Annotated in this window: 13 protein-coding genes; 9 read left to right on the top strand and 4 right to left on the bottom strand. The window is 74.0% G+C overall.

Going from position 1 to position 18,636, the window contains the following annotated elements; translation table 11 throughout:
* Positions 1–73: 73 nt before the first annotated feature.
* Positions 74–1,201, top strand: coding sequence for a type IV pilus twitching motility protein PilT (locus tag Acit_RS03480; protein WP_312709378.1), 1,128 nt, complete (start codon positions 74–76; stop codon positions 1,199–1,201).
* Here Acit_RS03480 and Acit_RS03475 read toward each other — a convergent pair.
* The gene (locus tag Acit_RS03475) at positions 1,128–1,865 is read right to left on the bottom strand and encodes a prepilin peptidase (protein WP_248105737.1); all 738 of its coding nucleotides are present in this window, start codon (positions 1,863–1,865) and stop codon (positions 1,128–1,130) included. The genes Acit_RS03480 and Acit_RS03475 overlap by 74 nt on opposite strands.
* Positions 1,866–1,977: 112 nt before the next feature.
* Between Acit_RS03475 and Acit_RS03465 the strand changes: the two genes are divergently transcribed.
* The 6 genes from Acit_RS03465 to Acit_RS03440 all read left to right on the top strand — a co-directional run bounded on the left by Acit_RS03465 (position 1,978) and on the right by Acit_RS03440 (position 11,926).
* Positions 1,978–4,233 carry an ATPase, T2SS/T4P/T4SS family gene (locus tag Acit_RS03465; RefSeq protein WP_282436147.1) on the top strand — a complete coding sequence of 752 codons (2,256 nt, stop codon included), beginning with the start codon at positions 1,978–1,980 and terminating at the stop codon, positions 4,231–4,233.
* Positions 4,230–5,954, top strand: coding sequence for a PilT/PilU family type 4a pilus ATPase (locus Acit_RS03460; RefSeq protein ID WP_248105736.1), 1,725 nt, complete (start codon positions 4,230–4,232; stop codon positions 5,952–5,954). The genes Acit_RS03465 and Acit_RS03460 overlap by 4 nt, the downstream gene beginning before the upstream one ends.
* Before the next feature lie 34 nt (positions 5,955–5,988).
* Positions 5,989–7,221 carry a type II secretion system F family protein gene (locus Acit_RS03455; RefSeq protein ID WP_248105735.1) on the top strand — a complete coding sequence of 411 codons (1,233 nt, stop codon included), beginning with the start codon at positions 5,989–5,991 and terminating at the stop codon, positions 7,219–7,221.
* A gap of 10 nt (positions 7,222–7,231) precedes the next feature.
* Positions 7,232–10,360 carry a type IV pilus assembly protein PilM gene (pilM, locus tag Acit_RS13445; RefSeq protein WP_248105733.1) on the top strand — a complete coding sequence of 1,043 codons (3,129 nt, stop codon included), beginning with the start codon at positions 7,232–7,234 and terminating at the stop codon, positions 10,358–10,360.
* Between the two features lies 1 nt (position 10,361).
* Positions 10,362–11,066 (top strand): type 4a pilus biogenesis protein PilO, encoded by a 705-nt coding sequence (locus tag Acit_RS03445; RefSeq protein ID WP_248105721.1) that lies wholly within the window; start codon positions 10,362–10,364, stop codon positions 11,064–11,066.
* 212 nt (positions 11,067–11,278) lie between these two features.
* Positions 11,279–11,926 (top strand): type IV pilin protein, encoded by a 648-nt coding sequence (locus Acit_RS03440; protein ID WP_248105718.1) that lies wholly within the window; start codon positions 11,279–11,281, stop codon positions 11,924–11,926.
* A 128-nt stretch (positions 11,927–12,054) separates the two neighbouring features.
* Here the strand turns inward: Acit_RS03440 and Acit_RS03435 are convergent, their stop codons facing one another.
* Entirely contained in the window at positions 12,055–13,551 is a 1,497-nt protein-coding gene (locus Acit_RS03435) for an acyl-CoA carboxylase subunit beta (protein ID WP_248105716.1), read from the bottom strand.
* Between the two features lie 48 nt (positions 13,552–13,599).
* Entirely contained in the window at positions 13,600–14,628 is a 1,029-nt protein-coding gene (locus Acit_RS03430) for a cytochrome c oxidase assembly protein (protein ID WP_248105714.1), read from the bottom strand.
* A gap of 41 nt (positions 14,629–14,669) precedes the next feature.
* On the opposite strand from Acit_RS03430, the gene Acit_RS03425 reads away from it, so the two are divergent.
* Both Acit_RS03425 and mobF read left to right on the top strand, forming a co-directional pair.
* Positions 14,670–16,715 carry a helix-turn-helix transcriptional regulator gene (locus Acit_RS03425; protein ID WP_248105712.1) on the top strand — a complete coding sequence of 682 codons (2,046 nt, stop codon included), beginning with the start codon at positions 14,670–14,672 and terminating at the stop codon, positions 16,713–16,715.
* A 103-nt stretch (positions 16,716–16,818) separates the two neighbouring features.
* Positions 16,819–18,081 carry a MobF family relaxase gene (gene mobF / locus Acit_RS03420; RefSeq protein ID WP_248105709.1) on the top strand — a complete coding sequence of 421 codons (1,263 nt, stop codon included), beginning with the start codon at positions 16,819–16,821 and terminating at the stop codon, positions 18,079–18,081.
* Positions 18,082–18,110: 29 nt separating this feature from the next.
* On the opposite strand, the gene ribC is transcribed toward mobF, so the two are convergent.
* The gene (gene ribC / locus Acit_RS03415; protein ID WP_248105707.1) at positions 18,111–18,596 is read right to left on the bottom strand and encodes a riboflavin synthase; all 486 of its coding nucleotides are present in this window, start codon (positions 18,594–18,596) and stop codon (positions 18,111–18,113) included.
* Positions 18,597–18,636 lie beyond the last annotated feature (40 nt).

Below are 18,636 nucleotides of genomic sequence, written 5' to 3'. Positions count from 1 at the left end.
GTTGACGGGCCGTGACCGGCTGTGGGGCAGGTGTTGGGTCGAGGCTCGGGCCTCCCGAGCCGATGCCCGGCCCGTGGGGCACCCGGACCTGGACCGCTTGCTGGCCATGCTGGCTGCCCTGGACGGCTCCGACCTGCACCTGAAGGCCGGTGCCCCACCCCGGGTGCGGGTCGACGGGGCGCTTCGGACCCTCGAGGGCGAACCCTCCTTGAGCGCCGAGCAGACCGAGGCGATGGCCGAGGCGATCCTGCCCCCGGAGCTGCGCGAAGAGTTCCGCCGCCGGCACGAGGCGGACTTCGCCTACTCGGTGCCGGGACTTGGGCGTTTCCGGACCAACGCCTACCGCCAGCGGGGCTCGGTGGCCCTGGCCATGCGCCGGGTCCGCTCGGTGGCGAGCGGTCTTCGGGAGCTCGGCCTGCCCGAGGTGGTGCGGCGGCTGGCCGAGGAGCGCCGGGGCCTGGTGCTGGTGACCGGGCCAACCGGGTCGGGGAAGTCGACCACGTTGGCGGCCATGGTGGACCACATCAACCACACCTGGCCCTGCCACGTGGTGACCATCGAGGACCCCGTGGAGTACCTGCACCGGGACGACCTAGCCAGCATCGACCAGCGGGAGGTGGGGTTCGACACCGAGAGCTTCGCCTCGGCGATGCGGGTCGTGCTGCGCCAGGACCCCGACGTGATCCTGGTCGGGGAGATGCGGGACCAAGAGACCGTCTACACGGCCCTCACCGCCGCGGAGACCGGCCACCTCGTGCTCTCGACACTGCACACCACCACAGCCACCGAGACGGTGAACCGGGTGGTGGACCTCTTCCCGCCCCACCAGCAGGGCCAGATCCGGACCACCCTGGCCAGCTGCTTGAAGGGGGTCGTCTGCCAGCGCCTGCTGCCCCGGGCGGACGGGCGGGGCCGGGTGCCGGCGGTCGAGGTCCTGGTGGTGAACGGCCGGATCCAGCAGGCCATCGAGGAGCCCGAGCTGACCAGCACCATCGACCAGATCATGGCCGAGGGAGACTGGTACGGCATGCAGACCTTCGACCAGGCCCTCGTCGAGCTCCTGGCCCAAGGCGTCATCGACCTGAAGGTGGCCATGGGGGCAGCCAGCAACCCCCACGACCTCAAGGTCATGTTGGAACGCCGGGGCCTGGTGCGGACGGGCGTGACCTCCTCGTCGGCCGCCGTGCCGGCCGTCGGCTGAGCAGGGCCAGGCCGCCCAGGGCCACGACGGCGGCGAGGTCCAGCCCGAGGACGACCGGGTGGGGCTCGGCCCAGGCCACGAGGGCGGCCAGCGGGCCGAGGGCGCCGGGGTGGGGACGGCGGGGCTCGGCCTCGCCGTCCTTGGTGGGCCCGAGCAGGCCCCAGCCGAGGCCGGCGACCCCGAGGCCGGCGAGCCACGCTGCGAGGGCCCGTGCCGGGCCGGCATGGCCCTGGGCCGCGGCGAGGGCGAAGCCGACCAGGCCGAGCACGAGGAGAAGCCCGGCGAGACCCGGGAGGTGCTCGAGGGGGGCCACGGCGAGGAGCAGAGCGGCCAGGGCGAGGACCGCGGCGCCAGCGAGGCCCGCGGTGCCGCTGCCCCAGGCGCTGCCGAGAGCCAGCGTGGCGAGGGCTGCCCCGCCGATCTCGGCGAGGAACGCCGAGACCGGGATGGGCGCGCCGCAGGTCCGGCAGCGGCCCCGGAGGGCCAGCCAGGCGACGATCGGCAGGTTCTCGAACCAGGCCAGCGGCCGGCCGCACCCCGGGCAGTGGGAGCCGGGGTGCACGACCGAGCGGCCCGCGGGCCGGCGGGCGGCGACCAGCTCGAGGAACGAGCCTAGGGACCCGCCGAGGACGAACGCCAGGAGCAGGGCCAAGGCGAGCTTCACGGCCGGTTGCGACCCGGCGCGCCGCGGGGCACCGACGGAGGGTAGCAAGCGGTTGGCGGACGGCCACGGGATCCCCTTCAGCTGCCGGGGGTGGCGTGCCGATGGATCGGGCATGAGCGTCGACGACGGCGTCCGGCTGCTCGCACGCGAGCATCGGCTGCAGGTCGTCGACCTGGACCGCCACCCGGTGGACCCGACGGTCGCCGAGCTGCTGCCCGAACGGTTGGCTCAGGCCTACGCGGCGGTGCCGGTCGGCCGGCGCTACGGCGCGCCGGTCGTGGCGGTGGCCGACCCCGGCGACCTCGTCGCCATGGACAGCCTGCGGGCCTCGCTCGGCCGGGACTTCCTGCCGGTCGTGGCCAGCCGGGAGCAGATCGAGCGGTTCATCGACCGCCTCTACCACGGCGCTCCCGGTCCGCTGGCTGCGCCGGGGGATCCCGACCAGGGGCCGCCGACCGACCCGGTGACCGCCGCTCTGGTCGAGGCCCTCCAGCAGCCGGCCAGGCGGCTCCCCCCGGTTCCCCCAGGGCTGGCCGAACCGTCCCCGACCCCCCTCCCCGCCGAGCCACCAGCCTCGGCCCCCCCCCCGGCGATGCCGCCCCCGCCCCTGGCCCGTGCCCCCGAGGGGGTGCCGCCCCCGGCGGGAATCGTGGGGGGAACGGGCTTGGAGGACGATCTGGCCAGCTTCCCGCCCCTGGCCCGGGCCCTCGTCGAGAGCGGCCGGGTGCCCCTCGCCGCCATGCGGGACGCCCTCTACGAGCAGACCCGGAGCGGGGAGAGCCTGGCCCGCTGCCTGGCCCGGCTGGGCCTGGTCTCCGAAGCCGACCTGCTCTGGGGGGTGGCCCACGAGCTGGGCCTGGAGTTCGTGGACCTCGACGTCTTCGGGGTGGACCTCACCCAGGCGCTGCGCCTGCCGGAGACCACGGCCCGGCACCACGGGGTACTGGTGGTGCAGGACCGTGACGGGGTGCCGGTGGTGGCCACCTCGAACCCGACGAACGTCCTGGCCGCGGACGACCTGCGGACGGTGCTCGGCAAGCGCTTCGTCATGGTGGTGGCCACCCGCACCCAGATCGCCACCTACCTGGACCGGGCCTACAGCCAGGGGATCTCGGCCGCCGAGGCCGCGAGCTCCGCGGCCGACCAGATGGGGGTCCCGGTCAGCGAGGACCTGGAGACCCTGCAGGTGGTGGCCGAGGACGCGCCGGTGGTCCGCTACGTGAACCTGCTGGTCCTCCAGGCCCTGAACGAGCGGGCCTCGGACATCCACGTGGAGCCCACCGCCGGCCAGCTGCGCATCCGGTACCGGATCGACGGGGTGCTCCACGACATGGCCCCCGCCCCGAAGTCCATCGCCCCGGCGGTGACCACCCGGCTCAAGGTCATGGCGGAGCTGGACATCGCCGAGCACCGCCTGCCCCAGGACGGCCGGATCTCGCTGAACGTGGGGAACCGGACGGTGGACCTGCGCATCGCCACCTTGCCGACCATCCACGGCGAGAAGATCGTCATGCGGGTCCTGGACAAGTCGAACGTGGTGCTCTCCTTCGACGAGCTGGGCTTCGACGAGGACCTGCTGGCCCGCTACCGGGAGATCTACACGAAGCCCTACGGGACGGTGCTGGTGACCGGGCCGACCGGCTCGGGCAAGACCACCACGCTGTACGCCACCTTGTCGGTGCTGAACAGCCCGGAGAAGAACATCATCACCGTGGAGGACCCCGTGGAGCTGCGCATCCCGGGGATCAACCAGGTGCAGCTGAACGTGAAGGCCGGGCTGACCTTCGCCGCGGCGCTGCGCTCGATCCTGCGGGCCGACCCCGACATCGTGCTGGTCGGGGAGGTCCGGGACAAAGAGACGGCGATGATCTCGGTGGAGGCCGCCCTGACCGGGCACCTGGTGCTCGCCACCTTGCACACCAACGACGCGGCCAGCACCCCGATGCGGCTGGTCGAGATGGGGGTCGAGCCGTACCTGGTCGGCTCGGCCGCCTCGGCCATCGTCGCCCAGCGCCTCGCCCGGCGCCTCTGCCGGCACTGCCGGGAACCCTTCGAGCCGACCGAGGCCGAGGTGGCGGCTCTCGGGTGGGACCCGGCCCAGGTCTTCGCCAGCAGCTCGGTGCCCACCTTGTACCGGGCCAAGGGTTGTGGGGCCTGCGCCCACACCGGGTACCGCGGGCGCCGGGCCCTGGCGGAGCTGCTGGTGGTCACCGAGGAGGTGGAGCAGATGATCGTGGCCGGCGCCCCTGCCGAGCAGATCCATCGGCTGGCCGTCGAACAGGGCATGGTGCCGCTCCGGGAGCACGGCCTGCGCCGGGCCCTCGAAGGGGAGACCACCCTCGAGGAAGTCCTGCGGGTGGTGGCATGAGCCCGAGCCCCTCAGCCCGGGAGCGCTGGAGCCGGCAGCTCGCCGGCCTGCTCGGCCGCTCGGCCGTCCTGCCCGAGGAGGAGCTGCGAAGCGCCCTCGAGGAGGCCCTGGCCAGTGGCCTGCCGCTGGTCGAGGTCCTCTTGGACCGGGGACGGCTCCCCGTGCCGGTGGTCCTCGGGGCCCTCGGACAGTTGGCCCAGCTGCCGGTGGTGGACCTGACCCAGGCCCCGCCCGAGCCCGAGGCGCTGGCCCAGCTTCCCCCAGGGCTCTCCGGGCAGTTCGGTGCCCTGGCGTGTCGGGTCGCCGGGGGGCAGCTGCTCGTCGCCTTCGGGGAGCCGCCCGACCCCGACGACCTGCGGGCCTTGGCGGCCCTCGCCGGGGCCAGCGTGGTCCCTGCCCTCGCCGACCCCCGGGTCCTGCGGGCAGCCCTGCGACACGACGAGCCGGCTCCGAGCGCCGCCCCGGTCCCGGCGCTGGCCGGAGTGGTGGCAGCGCCGGTCGGGGTCGGGGTGCCGGCCAACGGGAACGGGCACGCGGGCAACGAGCATCCCGGGAACGGGCACACCGGCGCAGAGGTGCGGACTGCGGAGGTCCAGACCGCCGAGCTCCAGGCCGACAGGGGGCTCGCAGTAGACCCGGCGCCGGCCGACGAGGGCCTGCCGCTGCACATCGACGACCTGCTGCGGCAGGTGGTGGCCCTCGGCGCGTCGGACCTGCACCTCACGGCGACGATGCCGGCCTGCATGCGGCTGCACGGGGCCATCCGGCCCGTCGAGGGGTGCCCGCCACTCACCCACCAGCAGATCCGGGACATGGTGTTCGGGATCCTGCCGCAGGCGAAGCGGGAACAGTTCGAAGCGCAAAAGGAGCTGGACACCTCGCACGCCATCCCAGGGGTCGGGCGGTTCCGGCTCAACGTCTTCCAGCAGCGGGGCACGGTGGCTGCGGTGCTGCGGACCATCCCCCATGAGATCCCGCCGTTCGACTCCCTGGGTCTGCCGGCCTCGGTGGCCCGGTTCGCCGAGCTGCGCAGGGGCCTGGTGCTGGTGACCGGCCCGACGGGTTCAGGGAAGTCGACCACCCTGGCGGCGCTGGTCGACATCATCAACAAGAGCAAGCCGCTGCACATCGTGACCGTCGAGGACCCCATCGAGTTCCTGCACCAGCACCAGCGCTCCATCGTGAACCAGCGGGAGGTGGGCCAGGACACGCAGTCCTTCGCCGAGGCCCTCCGGCGGGTCCTGCGGGAGGACCCGGACGTGATCCTGGTCGGCGAGCTGCGGGACCTCGAGACCATCTCGATGGCTCTGACCGCCGCCGAGACCGGTCACCTGGTGTTCGGCACCCTGCACACCCAGGACGCGCCCCAGACCATCGACCGGATCGTCGACGTGTTCCCGACCAGTCAGCAGGAGCAGGTCCGGACCCAGCTGGCGGCCTCCCTCGAAGGGGTCGTCACCCAGCAGCTGGTCCCGGCCGCGGATGGCACGGGGCGGGTGGTGGCCGCCGAGGTCATGGTGTGCACCTCGGCGGTCCGGAACCTGATCCGGCAGAACAAGACCCACCAGATCTACTCGCTGATGCAGACCGGGGCGCAGCACGGCATGCAGACCATGGACCAGGCCCTGGCCCGGCTGGTGAAGGAGCAGCGGGTGAGCGAGGCCATGGCCTTCGACCGCTGCCGCAGCGAGGAGGACCTGCGGAACCACCTGCGGTCCTGAAGCGGCCGCCGAGACGGGGAGAGGAACGGGCGAAGTGGCGCTGACCTTCGAGTACAAGGTCCGGGACCGCCAAGGGAACCTGGTGGAGGGCCAGCTGGAGGCCGACTCCATGTCCCTGGTGGTGGGCAAGCTGCGGGAGATGGGCTACCTGCCGATCTCGGTGAAGCCCCGATCCCGGCTCTCGGCCCGCACCGAGATCACCATCCCGGGGCTCACGAACCGGGTGAAGCTCGCCGAGCTGGCGGTGGCCACCCGGCAGCTGGCCACCATGATCGACTCGGGCCTCTCGGTGGTCCGGTCGCTGGCGATCCTGGCCACGCAGGTGGAGAGCAAGGAGCTCGCCCGGGTCCTCGGCGAGGTCCGGCTCGAGGTCGAGCGGGGCTCGTCGCTCTCGGCGGCCTGCGCCCAGCACCCCAAGGTGTTCAGCCACCTGTTCGTGACCATGGTCCAGGCCGGGGAGGCCGGGGGGAGCCTGGACGCGGTGCTCCAGCAGCTGGCCACCACCATGGAGAAGCAGGCGGCCCTGAACCGCAAGATCCGCTCGGCCATGACCTACCCGGCGGTGGTGCTGAGCGTGATGATCGTCATCTTCACCGCCCTTTTGGTCTTCGTGGTGCCGATCTTCAAGCGGATCTTCACCCAGCTGCACGCCACCTTGCCCGGGCCGACCCAAGCGGTGCTGAAGATCTCGGCCATCGTGACGAGCCCCTGGGTGCTCGTGGTCCTCGCGGTGCTGGCGCTCGCCCTGGTGGTCTTCAAGCGCTGGATCGGCACCGACCGGGGACGGCGAGCCTTCGACGGGTTCAAGCTCAAGCCCCCGGTGTTCGGACCCCTGCTGCACAAGGTGGCCCTGGCTCGCTTCGCCGGGACCCTCTCCTCGCTGGTCGCGGCCGGCGTCCCGATCCTGGAGTCCTTGGACATCTGCTCGGACACCTCGGGGAACCAGGTGGTGGCCGACGCGCTCCAGGCGGCGAAGAACGGGGTGCGCGAGGGCCGGAGCCTGGCGGACTGCCTCAAGGAGCACGAGGCGGTGGTGCCGAGCTTGGTGACCCAGATGGTCGAGGTTGGGGAGCAGACCGGTGCCCTCGACGCCATGCTGCGCAAGGCCGCCGACTTCTACGACCAGGAGGTCGAGACCACGGTGGCCAACCTGACCCAGCTGCTCGAGCCGATGCTGACCGTCATCATGGGTGCGGGGGTCGGGACCATGGTGATCTGCATGTACCTGCCCATGTTCGACTACATCAAGCACGTCCCGACGAGCTGAGAGGCGAGGCGTGGGGTCTGGGGTGCTGGCGTCGCTTCGGCGGGGGAGCGCGTCTGTCGCTCGGGGACTGGTTCGACGGGCCCTCGAACGGCGCTTCGCCTGGCTGGGCACCGCCTTGGTCCTCGGGGGCACGGCCGTGCGGTCCTTCGTGTTCCCGCTGGTCGTCCGGGGAAGGCACCACCGGCTGCTGACCGTCTGGTGGGTGCCAGGGGACATCTGGGGCACCTTGCGCGACGGCCAGATGATCGCCTGGCTCGACTTCGGCCACCTCTACCAGGCGGGGACCGCCATGGTCACCTTGCCGGGCACCGCCCTGCTGTTCGCGCCGGTCGCCGCGGTGGTGAACGCCTTCGGGCTCTCGACGGACTTCCCGCTGGTGGTCCCCCACCCGACGGCGTGGCTCGTGCTCGGGCCGTACGCGGTCGCCGTCTCGGGCGTCGCGCTCGTCGCGCTCGACGCGCTCGCCGAGCGTCTCAACGTCGGGTCAGCGACGCGAGCCTTTCTAGGCGTCGTCGGGGCGGCAGTCCTGTTCCCAGTGGTGGCCTGGTGGGGGCATCCCGAGGACGCCGTGGCGGTCGGCCTGGTGCTCTACGCCCTCGGGGCGGCGCTCGACGGTCGAGTGGTGGCCGCCGGCTGGCTGACCGGGGCGGCCATCGCGGTGCAGCCCCTGGTGGTGCTGGCCGTGCCGGTCCTCCTCGGGGTGCTCGGCGTCGAACGGCTCGTCCCGTTCCTGGTGCGGGCCGCGCTGCCCGCTGCGGTGCTCCTCGTGCCGGTCTTCGCCGCTGCGCCCCAGGCGACCTGGCGGGCGGTGGTCGACCAGCCGAACTTCCCGGGGGTGGACCACCCCACGCCCTGGACCGCGCTGGCCCCGCACCTCGGTGGACGGGGTCGAGACGAGGTGGTGGCCGGCGGGCCGGGCCGAGTCGTCGCCCTGCTCGGGGCCCTTGGCCTCGCGCCCGTGGCCCGGCGCGTCCGGGACCGGCCAGCCCTGGTCGTGGCGCTGGTGGCCGTCGGGCTGGAGCTGCGGTGCCTGACGGAGTCGGTCATGGACCCCTACTACCTCTGGCCGGCCCTGGCCGTGGGGCTCGTGGCGGCGGGCCGGGCCGGTCGGCTGGCGCTCGGCGCGGTCGCCGTCGGTGCCCTGGCCGTCTCGGCCGTGGCCGAGCTGCACTTCTGGTGGCTGACCTGGTGGCTGGTCGCGGTGGGAGGCAGTGCCGTGGTGGTCGGGTTCGGCGTCGGGGCGATCTGGCGCTGGTCCGAGGCGACGACTGGTCGCAGGGCTGCCGCAGCCGGTGCCGGTCGGGCCGAGGGCCTGGCCGGGCCCCTGAGGTCTCGGGCGCGTCGAGGGCGAGGGAGCAGGACGAGAGGTTCGGCCATGGCGCAGGTCGTGGGTGTGGACATCGGCACCTCAGCGGTCCGGGCTGCCGAGGTGGAGATCGGAGGGGGCACGCCGACCCTGCTGCGCTTCGGGCAAGTCGGCCTCCCGCCGGGGGTCGTGGTCGACGGCGAGGTGGTCGACCGGGCCGCGGTGGCCGACGCGCTGCGTCGGCTCTGGAAGAGCGCCGAGCTGAGCAGCACCACCGTGGTGCTCGGGGTGGCGGGGCTGCGGGCGATCACCCGGGAGCTGGAGCTGCCCTGGGTGCCCGACGGCGAGGTGGAGGCGGCGATCCGGTTCCAGGCCGAGGAGATCGTGCCGTTCCCGGCCGAGCAGACGGTCCTCTCGGCCAAGGTGGTGGGCGAGGCGAAAGCCGAGGACGGGAGTCGGGTGCGGCGGGTCCTGGTCGCGGCCTGCCACCGGGAGCTGGTGAACGGAGTGGTCGGACCGGCCGAGGAGGCCGGGCTGCGGGTTAGCAGCGTGGACCTCGTCCCCGCCGCCTTGCTCCGAGCCCTGGTCGACTCGACGCACCCCCTGGGGCAACCCGAAGCGGTGGTGTCCGTCGGGGCGGGGCTGACCCTCGTGGTGGTCCACGACGCCGGGGTCCCCCAGTTCGTCCGGACCGTTCCCCTCGGCGGCAATCAGGCCACCGCGGCCATCGCCAGCGCCCTCGACCTGCCGATGGCGGACGCCGAGGCGGTGAAGCGGCGCCTGGGGGAGCCCTGGCCGCAGGCCCTGGCCGCCGAGCAGGCGGTGCAGGGAGCCCTGGGCGACCTGGTCCAAGAGGTCCGCAGTTCGCTGGAGTACGCGGCGTCGCTGCCTGGGCGGCAGCCCGTGGCCCGGGTCGTGCTGACCGGCGGAGGGTCTCGGCTTCGAGGCCTTCAGGAGCGGCTCCACCTGGCGCTCGGCGTGCCCGTGCAGCCGGTCTCGGCCTTGGCCCGCCTGGACGTCTCGGCCCTGGAGCTGAGCCCGGAGCAGGCCTGGAGCGTCGACCCGGTCCTCGCCGCCCCCATCGGGCTGGCCCTGCCGCCCCCCCCGGGGACCATCGGGGCGTTCAACCTCCTGCCGGGGGAGGTCCTGGCCCGGGCCCGGATCCGGCGGGTGACTCGGGCGGTGAGCCTCGGCGCGGTGGCGGCGGCCGTCGTGGTGCTCGGGCTCGGAGGCTGGCGCACCTACGAGGCCCACCGCACCAGCGAGCAGGTCGCCGCCCTGCGGAGCGAGATCGCCCAGCTGAACGCCGAGAAGCCCCGGTACTCGAAGGCGCAGGCGGTGGCCGACGGACTGGCCGTGGCCCAGCGGGAGGTGGAGGGCCTGACCACCCACGTGCCGGACTGGTACGCGGTGGTGCAGGCCCTGGCGGCGCAGAACCCGGACAACCTGGCGGTCACCGACTTCACCGGCACCGCCCTCGACGCCTCGGGGAGTGCCGCCGCCACCCAGTCCAGCGCGGCCCCCGGCGCCACCACCACGAGCACCCTCCCCGGCCAGATCGCCACCATCCAGGCGACGGTCACCGGGACCTACCAGGGCAACGTCTCGTGCAACCCCTACGCCGACTTCATTGGCGACGTCGGCAAGCCGTTCTTCGGGGCACCGGCCTCCGCCGGGCCGACCTGCCCCTCGAGTGGCGGCCAGACGGTCGTGACGTTCTCGGCAAGCATCCCGGTGCTGCGCCCAGCGAGCCTGTCGACCAACGGCTGCTACGACGTGCTGCACCCAGCCGCCGGCTGCCCGACTGACACCGCCACGAAGGGGAACGGCTGAGATGACCGAGCTGCGAGCCCATCTCCACCCTTACCGCCATGTGCTTCTCGTGACCCTGGTGGCCGTCGTGGTGCTCGTGGCGGCGCTGCTCGCCTGGGTGCTGCCCGAGGGTCGCCACGCCGCCCAGCTGCAGGCCACCCGCCAGGAGCTGAGCGCTCAGGAGCAAGCTCTCCAGGCGGAACTGCTCGCCTTGGAGCACGACCAGCACCAGCAGGTCCTGAACTGCCAGTCCTACTCCCGGTTCGTGGCCGAGATCCCCCCGGCCCTCGACGAGAGCCAGTTCGTCCTGGACGTCGGGGCCCTGGCGAGCGCCTCGGGCGCACCGAGCATCCCGAGCCTGACCTGGGGCTCGGCTTCCACCCAGGACGGCTTGCAGACCGTCCAGGTGACCTTGACCCTGGTGGGCACCTTCGGCCAGGTCATGAACTTCGTGAAGGGGCTCGACGGCTCGGCCTTCCCCCGGCTGTTCACCGTCTCGTCCTTCGCCGTGAACCTGGCGGGCCAGGGCCAAGGCACCCCGTCGAGCTCCTCGGGCGGGTCGAGCGCCGGCGCCGTGGTGGTCGGGACCTCCCTGGCTCCGGCCTCGTCCCCGGGCTACGAGGTGAAGGTGACCGGCCAGATCTACGACGACCCCGGCGAGCAAGACCCGTGCTCGGCCAGCACGACGGCGAGCGGCGGGACGGCGGGGGCCGCCGCTGCGGGCTGAAGCCCTCCAGCCGTCCTGGTCGACGCCGCGCACGGGCGGGTCCCCACCGGGCGAGCAATCGGTTGCCCGTGGGGCGGTGGCGCGTCCGGTGGCTCTCAGGATCGGGATCGTCCCGCGCATCGGTGGGCATCCGTAGATCAAGCGGCGTTTCGGAATTGCCGATGGGCTGCCACCAGGTGCATTGCCATCTGATGACCCAAAGGAGGGAACCCATGCTCAAGCAGGTGCTCGACCGAGCCAGGCAGGCTCGGGCCCCCGAGATCGAGGGGGAGGAGGCGGCCGAGGCCGGCTTCACCCTCATCGAGCTCATGGTGGTGCTGCTGATCCTGGCCATCTTGATGGCGATCGCCATCCCGACGTTCCTCGGGGTGACCGGCTCAGCGAACAACCGGGCCGCCCAGTCGAATCTCACCAACGCCCTGACGGCGGCGGAGAGCTTCTACCAGTCCAACAACCAGTCGTTCGACATCGGAGGGTCCTCTCTTCCGACTTCCTTGCAGAGCAGCCTCCAGAGCTCGGAGCCCACGTTCTCCTGGACGGCCGGCGCGGCCTGCACCTCGTCGAACACGAACTGCATCAGCGTGGACCCCTCGGGTGACGGGAACGCGGTGATCCTGGCGGCCTACTCGAAGACGAACGAGTGCTGGTTCGTGCTCTACTCCCCGGCGGAGCCGCCGGCGACGGCGTTCGGAACGTCGTCGAGCACGACGACGAGCACGACGAGTAGCGGTGGCCTGCCCGGCACGGCCGGGACCTACTTCGGCGAGACCACCACCACCGGGTCGACCGGCTGCAACGCGAGCTCGGGAACCTCGGTGACCAACTGGGCCGCGAGTTTCGGCCAGGTGAAGAAGGCCTGAGCTTCCCCGAAGCCATCCTCTGACGAACTGGGGCCCCCGCCTCTGCGGGGGCCCCAACGCGTCCAGGCCCCTCCGAACCTTCCAGCCTTTCCCGTCCCCTCGCCCGACCCTGCCGAGGGGCCCGTGGCTCAGAGCGGCCCGGTGTCGTGCTTGCGGCCGACGAGGTGCTCCCGGCGGGTGGCGAGGAGGGCGAGACCGGCGCTGAGCGCCGAGCGGGTCTCGGCCGGTTCGATGACGTGGTCGACGTAGCCTCGTTCGGCGGCCAGCCAGGGGGTGCAGACCTCGGCTTCGTAGCGGGCTTGGGCCCGGGCCCGCTCCTCGGGGGTGGCCCGGCGGTGGAGGACGGAGACCGCCCCTTGGGCCCCCATGACGGCGATCTCGGCGGTGGGCCAGGCGTAGCAGAGGTCGTTGCCCATGCCCTTGGAGTCCATGACGATGTAGGCACCGCCGTAGGCCTTGCGGAGGACGAGGCAGAGGCGGGGGACGGTGGCCTCGGCGTAGGCGAAGGCGAGTTCGGCCCCGTGGCGGATCATGCCCCGCCACTCGAGGTCCTTGCCGGGCAGGAAGCCCGGGGTGTCGACCAGGGTGAGCAGCGGCACGTTGAAGGCGTCGCAGAACCGGACGAAGCGGGCGGCCTTCTGGGAGGCGCCGATGTCGAGGGTGCCGGCGAGGGCCTGGGGCTGGTTGGCGACGACGCCGATCGGCTGGCCGCCGAGGCTGGCGAGGGCGGTGACCACCTGGGGGGCGAAGCGGGCTCGGAGCTCGAGCAGGGAGCCGTCGTCGACGAGGCTGGCGATGACCCGCCGGACGTCGTAGGAGGCGTGGGGGTCGCTCGGGACCAGCTCGGCGAGCTCGGGGGTGGCCCGGTCGGGGGGATCCTCGGTCGGCCGGGTCGGGGGGAGGGCGTCGTGGTGGTCGGGCAGGTAGCCGAGGAGCTCGTCGATGCGGTCCCAGCCCTCGCTGGCGTCGGCGGCTGCGAGGGCGGCGACGCCGTTGCGCTCGAGGTGGGCGAGGCCTCCGAGGGCAGCGATGTCGAGGTGGATCCCGGTGTAGGAGGCCACCATGTCGGGCCCCGACAGGAAGGCGAAGCTGTCGGCGGTCGCCACGCAGACGTCGGCCAGGCCGAGGAGGAGGGCGGGGCCGGAGACGGCCGGTCCGCGGACCAGGCAGAGGATCGGCACGACCCCCGAGCACGCCGCCACCGCCCTCGCACCCTGGCCCCAGCCGACCAGGGAGGCCACGCCGTGGCCGACGTCGGAGCCGGCGGTGGCCAACTCGAGGACCAGGGGGCGCCGGAGCCGGAGGGCCAGCTCGGCGGCCTCGGCCAGGGTCTCGCCGTCCTCGGGGGTCAGCGCCCCGCGGCGTCGGCGGGACCGGCTGCGGACCACGACGGCCATGCGCTCGCCCCGGGGCGGCACGGGCCGAAAGGCGGCGCGAAGGGCCCCAGGGACCCGGTGACGCAGGGCGTTGGCCTGCCCCTGGGGTGCGGGGATCGCCGGGACGCCCCGCCGCCAGCGGCTCGTGCGTTCGGCGCTCGCCCGGCCCCCGGCTCCGAGCGGTGGGCCCAGGGGGGTGGGGCGCGCCGGCTGGGCAGGAGGCTCGGGCAGCGGGGGGACGGCGGCCACGCTCGGCAGGTTAGGAGTGCGCCCGGGGCCGCTCCAGTGACCCGCCGGTCACTTCTGGCGGGGGTCCGGGCCGGGTGCCTCGGGGTTGGTGCCCTCCGCCGGGGGCTCCCCGTCCGGGTGCTCCGGCCCAGGGGCGTCGACGGTGGGGAAGTAGGCGACGAGCTGGGGGCGGGCGAGCACCCGTCGGCGCTGGCGAGGCGGTCGACGAGCAGCCCGGCGGTTCCTTGCCAGGGCACGCCCTTCGCGTCGCTCGGCCCGGGCGAGGCGCCGCTCGACGTCGAGCCACCGCAGCGGCCGGGCGTCCTGGCCGGTCTCCTCGGCTCGTCGGGCCCGGGCCAGCTCCCGCCAGGCCACGGTCCAGAGGATCGGCAAGGTGCCGACCTTGCCGACGATCCCGGCGATCTCCTGGTCAGCCAGCGGGGAGAGGCCGATGGCGCCACCGGCCCGGGCGTAGGCGGGGTAGAGGGGGTGGCGGGCGAAGACGAAGACCAGGGCCAAGAAGGTGGGCACGAGGGACTGGACCACGAGGTAGACGGCGACCCCGAGGGGTCCGGGTCGACTGGCCCCCGGGACGTGCTCGAGGACCGGTCCCCACAGGACGAAGCCCGCGCCGAGCAGGAGAGCGTCGAAGAGCCCGGCGTGCCAGCCGCCGGCCGAGTCGAAGGCCACGGCCGGGGGCAGCAGGGTGCCGACGGCCACGAGGGTGAAGAGCGCGACGGCCACGGCGGGGAGGGTCAGGACCTCGAGGGCCAGGTCGGCGAGGAAGGGCCGGGTGAGACGGGCCAGGGCCTCGGCGGGCAGGGCTGCGAGGAGCAAGGGTGCAGCCACGAGGGTCAGGAGGAGCCGCTGGACGACCAGGGCCAGCAACGACCAGTGGGCGGCCAGGTCGGCGAGCGGCCACCAGACGGCGACCAGGAGCGCCAGGGCACCGCCGGCCAGGAGTCGGCGCTGACGGCGGCGGACCGGGTCCCCCTCGGTGGCCTGCTGGGCCCAGAGGACCCCGGCGGTGACCAGGGCGACGGCCAGGAGCGCCAAGGGGTGGGGATGGAAAGCCCAGGGATCGCCCCGGGGTCTCACGGTCCGTGGCCTCCCGCGAGTCCACGCCTAACCTGGACGGGGTGGACCGGCTGGAGCGCTTGACCAACCTCGTCCTGACCCTGCTCCAGGAGGGACCGCCGAAGACCTTGCAGGAGATCGCCGACGCCGTGCCCGGCTACCCCCCGCCGGGAGAGGCCCGACGGCAGGCGTTCGAACGGGACAAGCGGACCTTGCGGGAGCAGGGGATCGTGGTGAGCACTCTGCCGGTGCCCGGGCCTGAGCAGGTCGGGTACCGGATCCGACCGGAGGACTTCTACCTGCAGGACCTGGACCTCACCCCCGAGGAGCAGGTGGCCCTCAACCTGGCGGTCGCGGCCGTCCATGGCGGGGATGCTAGTGGTCGCCTGGGCCTGTGGCGCCTGGGCGCCCCGCTCCCCGAGGGCCCGCTCCCCGAGGGCCCGCTCCCCGAGGGCCCGGTCCAAGAGGGCCCGGGTCCGGGCGGGTCCGGCCCGGGGAGCGCCGGGCCGACGGTGGCCGAGGTGCCGCTCCTGCCCGCCCTGCCGGTGCTCTTCAGCGCCTTGAGCCGCCGCCAGGGGGTGCGGTTCCGTCACGGGGGCCAGGAGCGGCGGGTGGTCCCGGCGCAGCTGCGGTTCCACCGGGGCTGGTGGTACCTGGTGGGGTGGGACGTCGACCGGCGGGCCGGCCGGACCTACCGCGTGGACCGCATCGAGGACCAGCCCCGCCTCGAGGAGGCCCTGGGTCCCCCGCCCGAGGGGTTCGACCCCGAGGCCGCCTGGACGGGGCTGCCCTGGCGGGCCGGGCAGGAGGAGGCGGTGGTGGCCCAGCTGAGAGTGGCTGCCCCGCTGGCCCCGAGCGCCCTCGAGGACGTGGGGCCGAGCGCTACGGTGGCCGAGGAGCCCGACGGCAGCGTCGTGCTCACCCTCGAGGTGACCAACCGGGCGGCGCTGCGCAGCTGGCTGCTGGACTTCGGGGAGCACGCCGAGCTGCTCGGTCCCCCGGCACTGCGCGAGGAGCTGATCCGCTGGCTGGAGGGCCAGGCCGAAGGGCCGACGGGTGCCGAGCCCGAGGACGACGGAGCGCCGCCGGGCCTCGCGGGGTCCGAAAGGCGCCCCGGGCTGGGGACGGGAGGGCGGACAGCCCCCCGGACGGACCGGGGCAGTCGGGACGCCGGCAGTCGGCTCCTTCGGCTGCTGGCGGTGCTGACCGTCTTGGCCCGCCAGGGCCGGATGCCGCTTCGGGCCCTGGCCGATCGGTTCGGGACGAGCCCCGAGGAGCTGCAAGCCGACCTGGAGCTGGCCGCCTGCTGCGGCCTGCCGCCCTACACCCCGGACCAGCTCATGGAGATCATCGTCGGGGACGAGGAGGTCGAGGCGCACCTGGACCCGGCCCTGGCGCGACCCCGGCGTCTGACCCCGGCCGAGGGCCTCGCCCTGGTGGCCGCCGGTCGGGCCGTGGCCGGGGTGCCGGGCCTGGCCGAGGACGGGGCCGCCCTGGCCCAGGCGCTGGCGAAGCTGGAGGCGTCCCTCGGGGCCCGGGGAGTGCTGAGCGTGGACCTCGACGAGCCGGCGTACCTGCCGACGGTCCGGCGGGCTCTCGAAGAGAGGCAGCGCCTGGCGGTGCGCTACTGGGTGGCCGGCCGGGACGAGGAGGTGGCGCGCGAGGTCGACCCGGTGGCCCTGACCAGCGCTCGGGGGCACTGGTATCTGGTGGCCCAAACGCCCGGGACGGGCGATCTGCGGCGCTACCGGGTGGACCGGATCCTGGCCGCCGAGCCCACGGGCCGACCCGCCGAGGCATCGGCGGCTGGGGACCTGACCGAGGGGGCCGTCGAGGCGGAGGCCACGGTGGTCCAGCTGGCGGTGGACGCCGAGGGCCGGCGGCTGCTCGAAGGGGTGCCAGCCCTCGAGGTCGAGGAGCGGCCCGGCGGCGGGGCGGTGGCCACCTTGGCGGTCAGCGGAGAAGCCTGGCTGGGACGGCTGCTGGTCCGCCTCGGCCCCCATGGTCGCCTGCTCGCCCCGGCCAGCCTGGCGTCCCTCGGGCCGACGACCGCGCGCCGGATCCTCCAGCGTTACGGAAAAAACGCGGAAAAGAGTAAAAGCACTTGAAAGTACCTTGGTGACCGTCTAGCCTGAGGTCGGCCCCGGGCTTCCGCCCGGTCGGTCTGCTCGGCACCGCAGTGCCCCCGGACCCACCGGCGGCGGGAGGCAGGTGCTGCGGCTCGGCAAGGTGGGTCCGGCGGGTGGGGCCTACTACCTGGCGCCAGCCGAGGGCACCGGGACCGGAGCCGAGCCGGCCGGACAGTGGCTGGGTCGCGGCGTCGGCGCGCTCGGGCTGGCGGGGACGGTCGCCCGGGAGCCGTTCGAGCGGCTGTTGGCCGGGTGCCACCCCGAGAGCGGCGAACCCCTCGGGCCCTCCCTTTCGGCCCGACGGGTCGGCGCCTACGACCTGACCTTCGCTGCGCCGAAGTCGGTCAGCCTGCTGGCCACCCTGGCCGGGGCGGAGGTCGGGTCGGTGGTGCTGGCGTGCCACCAGCGGGCCGTTGCCCGCGCCCTCGGCTACCTCGAGGAGCGGGCCGCGGGGCTGCGGGTGGCCGACGGCGGGGTCCGCCGGGTCGAGGCGGTCGGCGGCCTGGTGGGGGCGGCCATGGTGCACCGGACCAGCCGGGCCCTCGACCCGCACCTGCACTGTCACGTCGTCGTGGCCAACCTGGGCCGACCGCTCGAGGGGGTCGAGGGGCCCTGGCGGTCGCTGGACGGCCGGGGGTTCTACGCCCATCGAGCGGCTGCCGACGCCCTCTACCACGCCGAGCTGCGAGCCGGCCTGGTGGCCGCCCTGGGGGTGGGGTTCGAGCCCGGACGGCGGGGCCGGGCCGACCTGGTCGGCTTCGAGCCCCGGGCGCTGGCGTGCTTCTCGCAGCGCAGCCGCCAGATCGCCGAGGAGCTGGCCCGAGCCGGGCCGGGTGCCTCCCCCGAGGTGGCGGCCCGGCGGACCCGGGCGGCCAAGGACCCTGGCGTCCAGCTGGCCGACCTGCTCCCGGGCTGGCAGGCCCGGGCGGCAGCCGTCGGATTGACCGGCGACTGGCTCAGCGCGGTGCTCGAGGCCGGCCGGGCCGACCGGCAGCGGGACCACGGGGCAGGGATGGAACCTGGGCAGCTCGCCGCCCAGGTGTCGGCCCGGGCCGGGCGGCTGCTGCGGGAGCGGGGCCGCCCGGTGGCGCCGCGGCACGTCGTGGCGGCGGTCGGCTGGGTGCTCGGCGAGCTGGCCCCGAACGAACCGGGGGGCGCGACCTGGCTGCGGGCCAGCGCGGAAGGGCTCTGGGCGCGCCTGGCCCCCCCGGACGTCGGGCGGGGGGTTGGGGGACCCGGGGTGGCCGAAGTCAGGGTCGAGCTGACCACCCCGCGGATCGAGGCCTGGCGGGATCGGGGCCCGTCACGAGAGCGGGGGACCGACTGGGGTCTGGCCCTCGGATGAGCAGGGCCGGTGCCTCGGGTCGGCCGGGGCTAGTCGGCGGGGGGGAGAAGGGGGCCGGCGTCGGTGTAGCCCTGGCGGACCCCCTGGCCGGCCCGCCGGGTGAGCTGCTCGGGCTCGTAGAGCAGCCAGTAGGCGTTGCGGGCGTGCTTGCGGGCCCGGTCGACGCAGACCGCCGCCAGCTTCGCCGGGTCCTCCTCCTCGGTTTCGTGGACGAAGACCTCCAGGATGTGGGTGTTGGTGAGGAGCTGGGCGAGCATGATGCCTTGGGAGGCCTCGTGGGCGCAGACCTGGTCGATGGGGGCCCGACCGGGCATGCCGAGGGCCACGACGATCCGGCAGCCCTCCTCCTGGATGAGCTTCTTGCAGGCCACGCCGAGGTCCTTGAAGCCGGGCACCGTCCGGCGGAGGATCTCGAAGCGGGTGCCGTGACCGGGGCAGTGGCGGAGCTCGTCGACCGCTTCGGCGCCCATGTCGTAGCGGGCGAACATGGTGTCGACGACGCCGATGCGGTCCATGGGTCCCTCCAGGTTCGTCCGGGGCGGTCGGGACCGAGTC

Source organism: Aciditerrimonas ferrireducens (assembly GCF_023130475.1).
Taxonomy (GTDB): domain Bacteria; phylum Actinomycetota; class Acidimicrobiia; order Acidimicrobiales; family UBA8190; genus Aciditerrimonas; species Aciditerrimonas ferrireducens.
Note: the sequence above shows the minus strand (reverse complement) of the source record. Positions and strands in the feature narration are given on the sequence as shown.

What these genes read in the sequence shown, in the direction of transcription:
- ribC (WP_248105707.1), bottom strand. Translation starts at nt 18,596, where the DNA reads ATGGACCGCATCGGCGTCGTCGACACCATGTTCGCCCGCTACGACATG.
- Acit_RS03440 (WP_248105718.1), top strand. Translation starts at nt 11,279, where the DNA reads ATGCTCAAGCAGGTGCTCGACCGAGCCAGGCAGGCTCGGGCCCCCGAG.
- Acit_RS03465 (WP_282436147.1), top strand. Translation starts at nt 1,978, where the DNA reads ATGAGCGTCGACGACGGCGTCCGGCTGCTCGCACGCGAGCATCGGCTG.
- Acit_RS03460 (WP_248105736.1), top strand. Translation starts at nt 4,230, where the DNA reads ATGAGCCCGAGCCCCTCAGCCCGGGAGCGCTGGAGCCGGCAGCTCGCC.
- Acit_RS03445 (WP_248105721.1), top strand. Translation starts at nt 10,362, where the DNA reads ATGACCGAGCTGCGAGCCCATCTCCACCCTTACCGCCATGTGCTTCTC.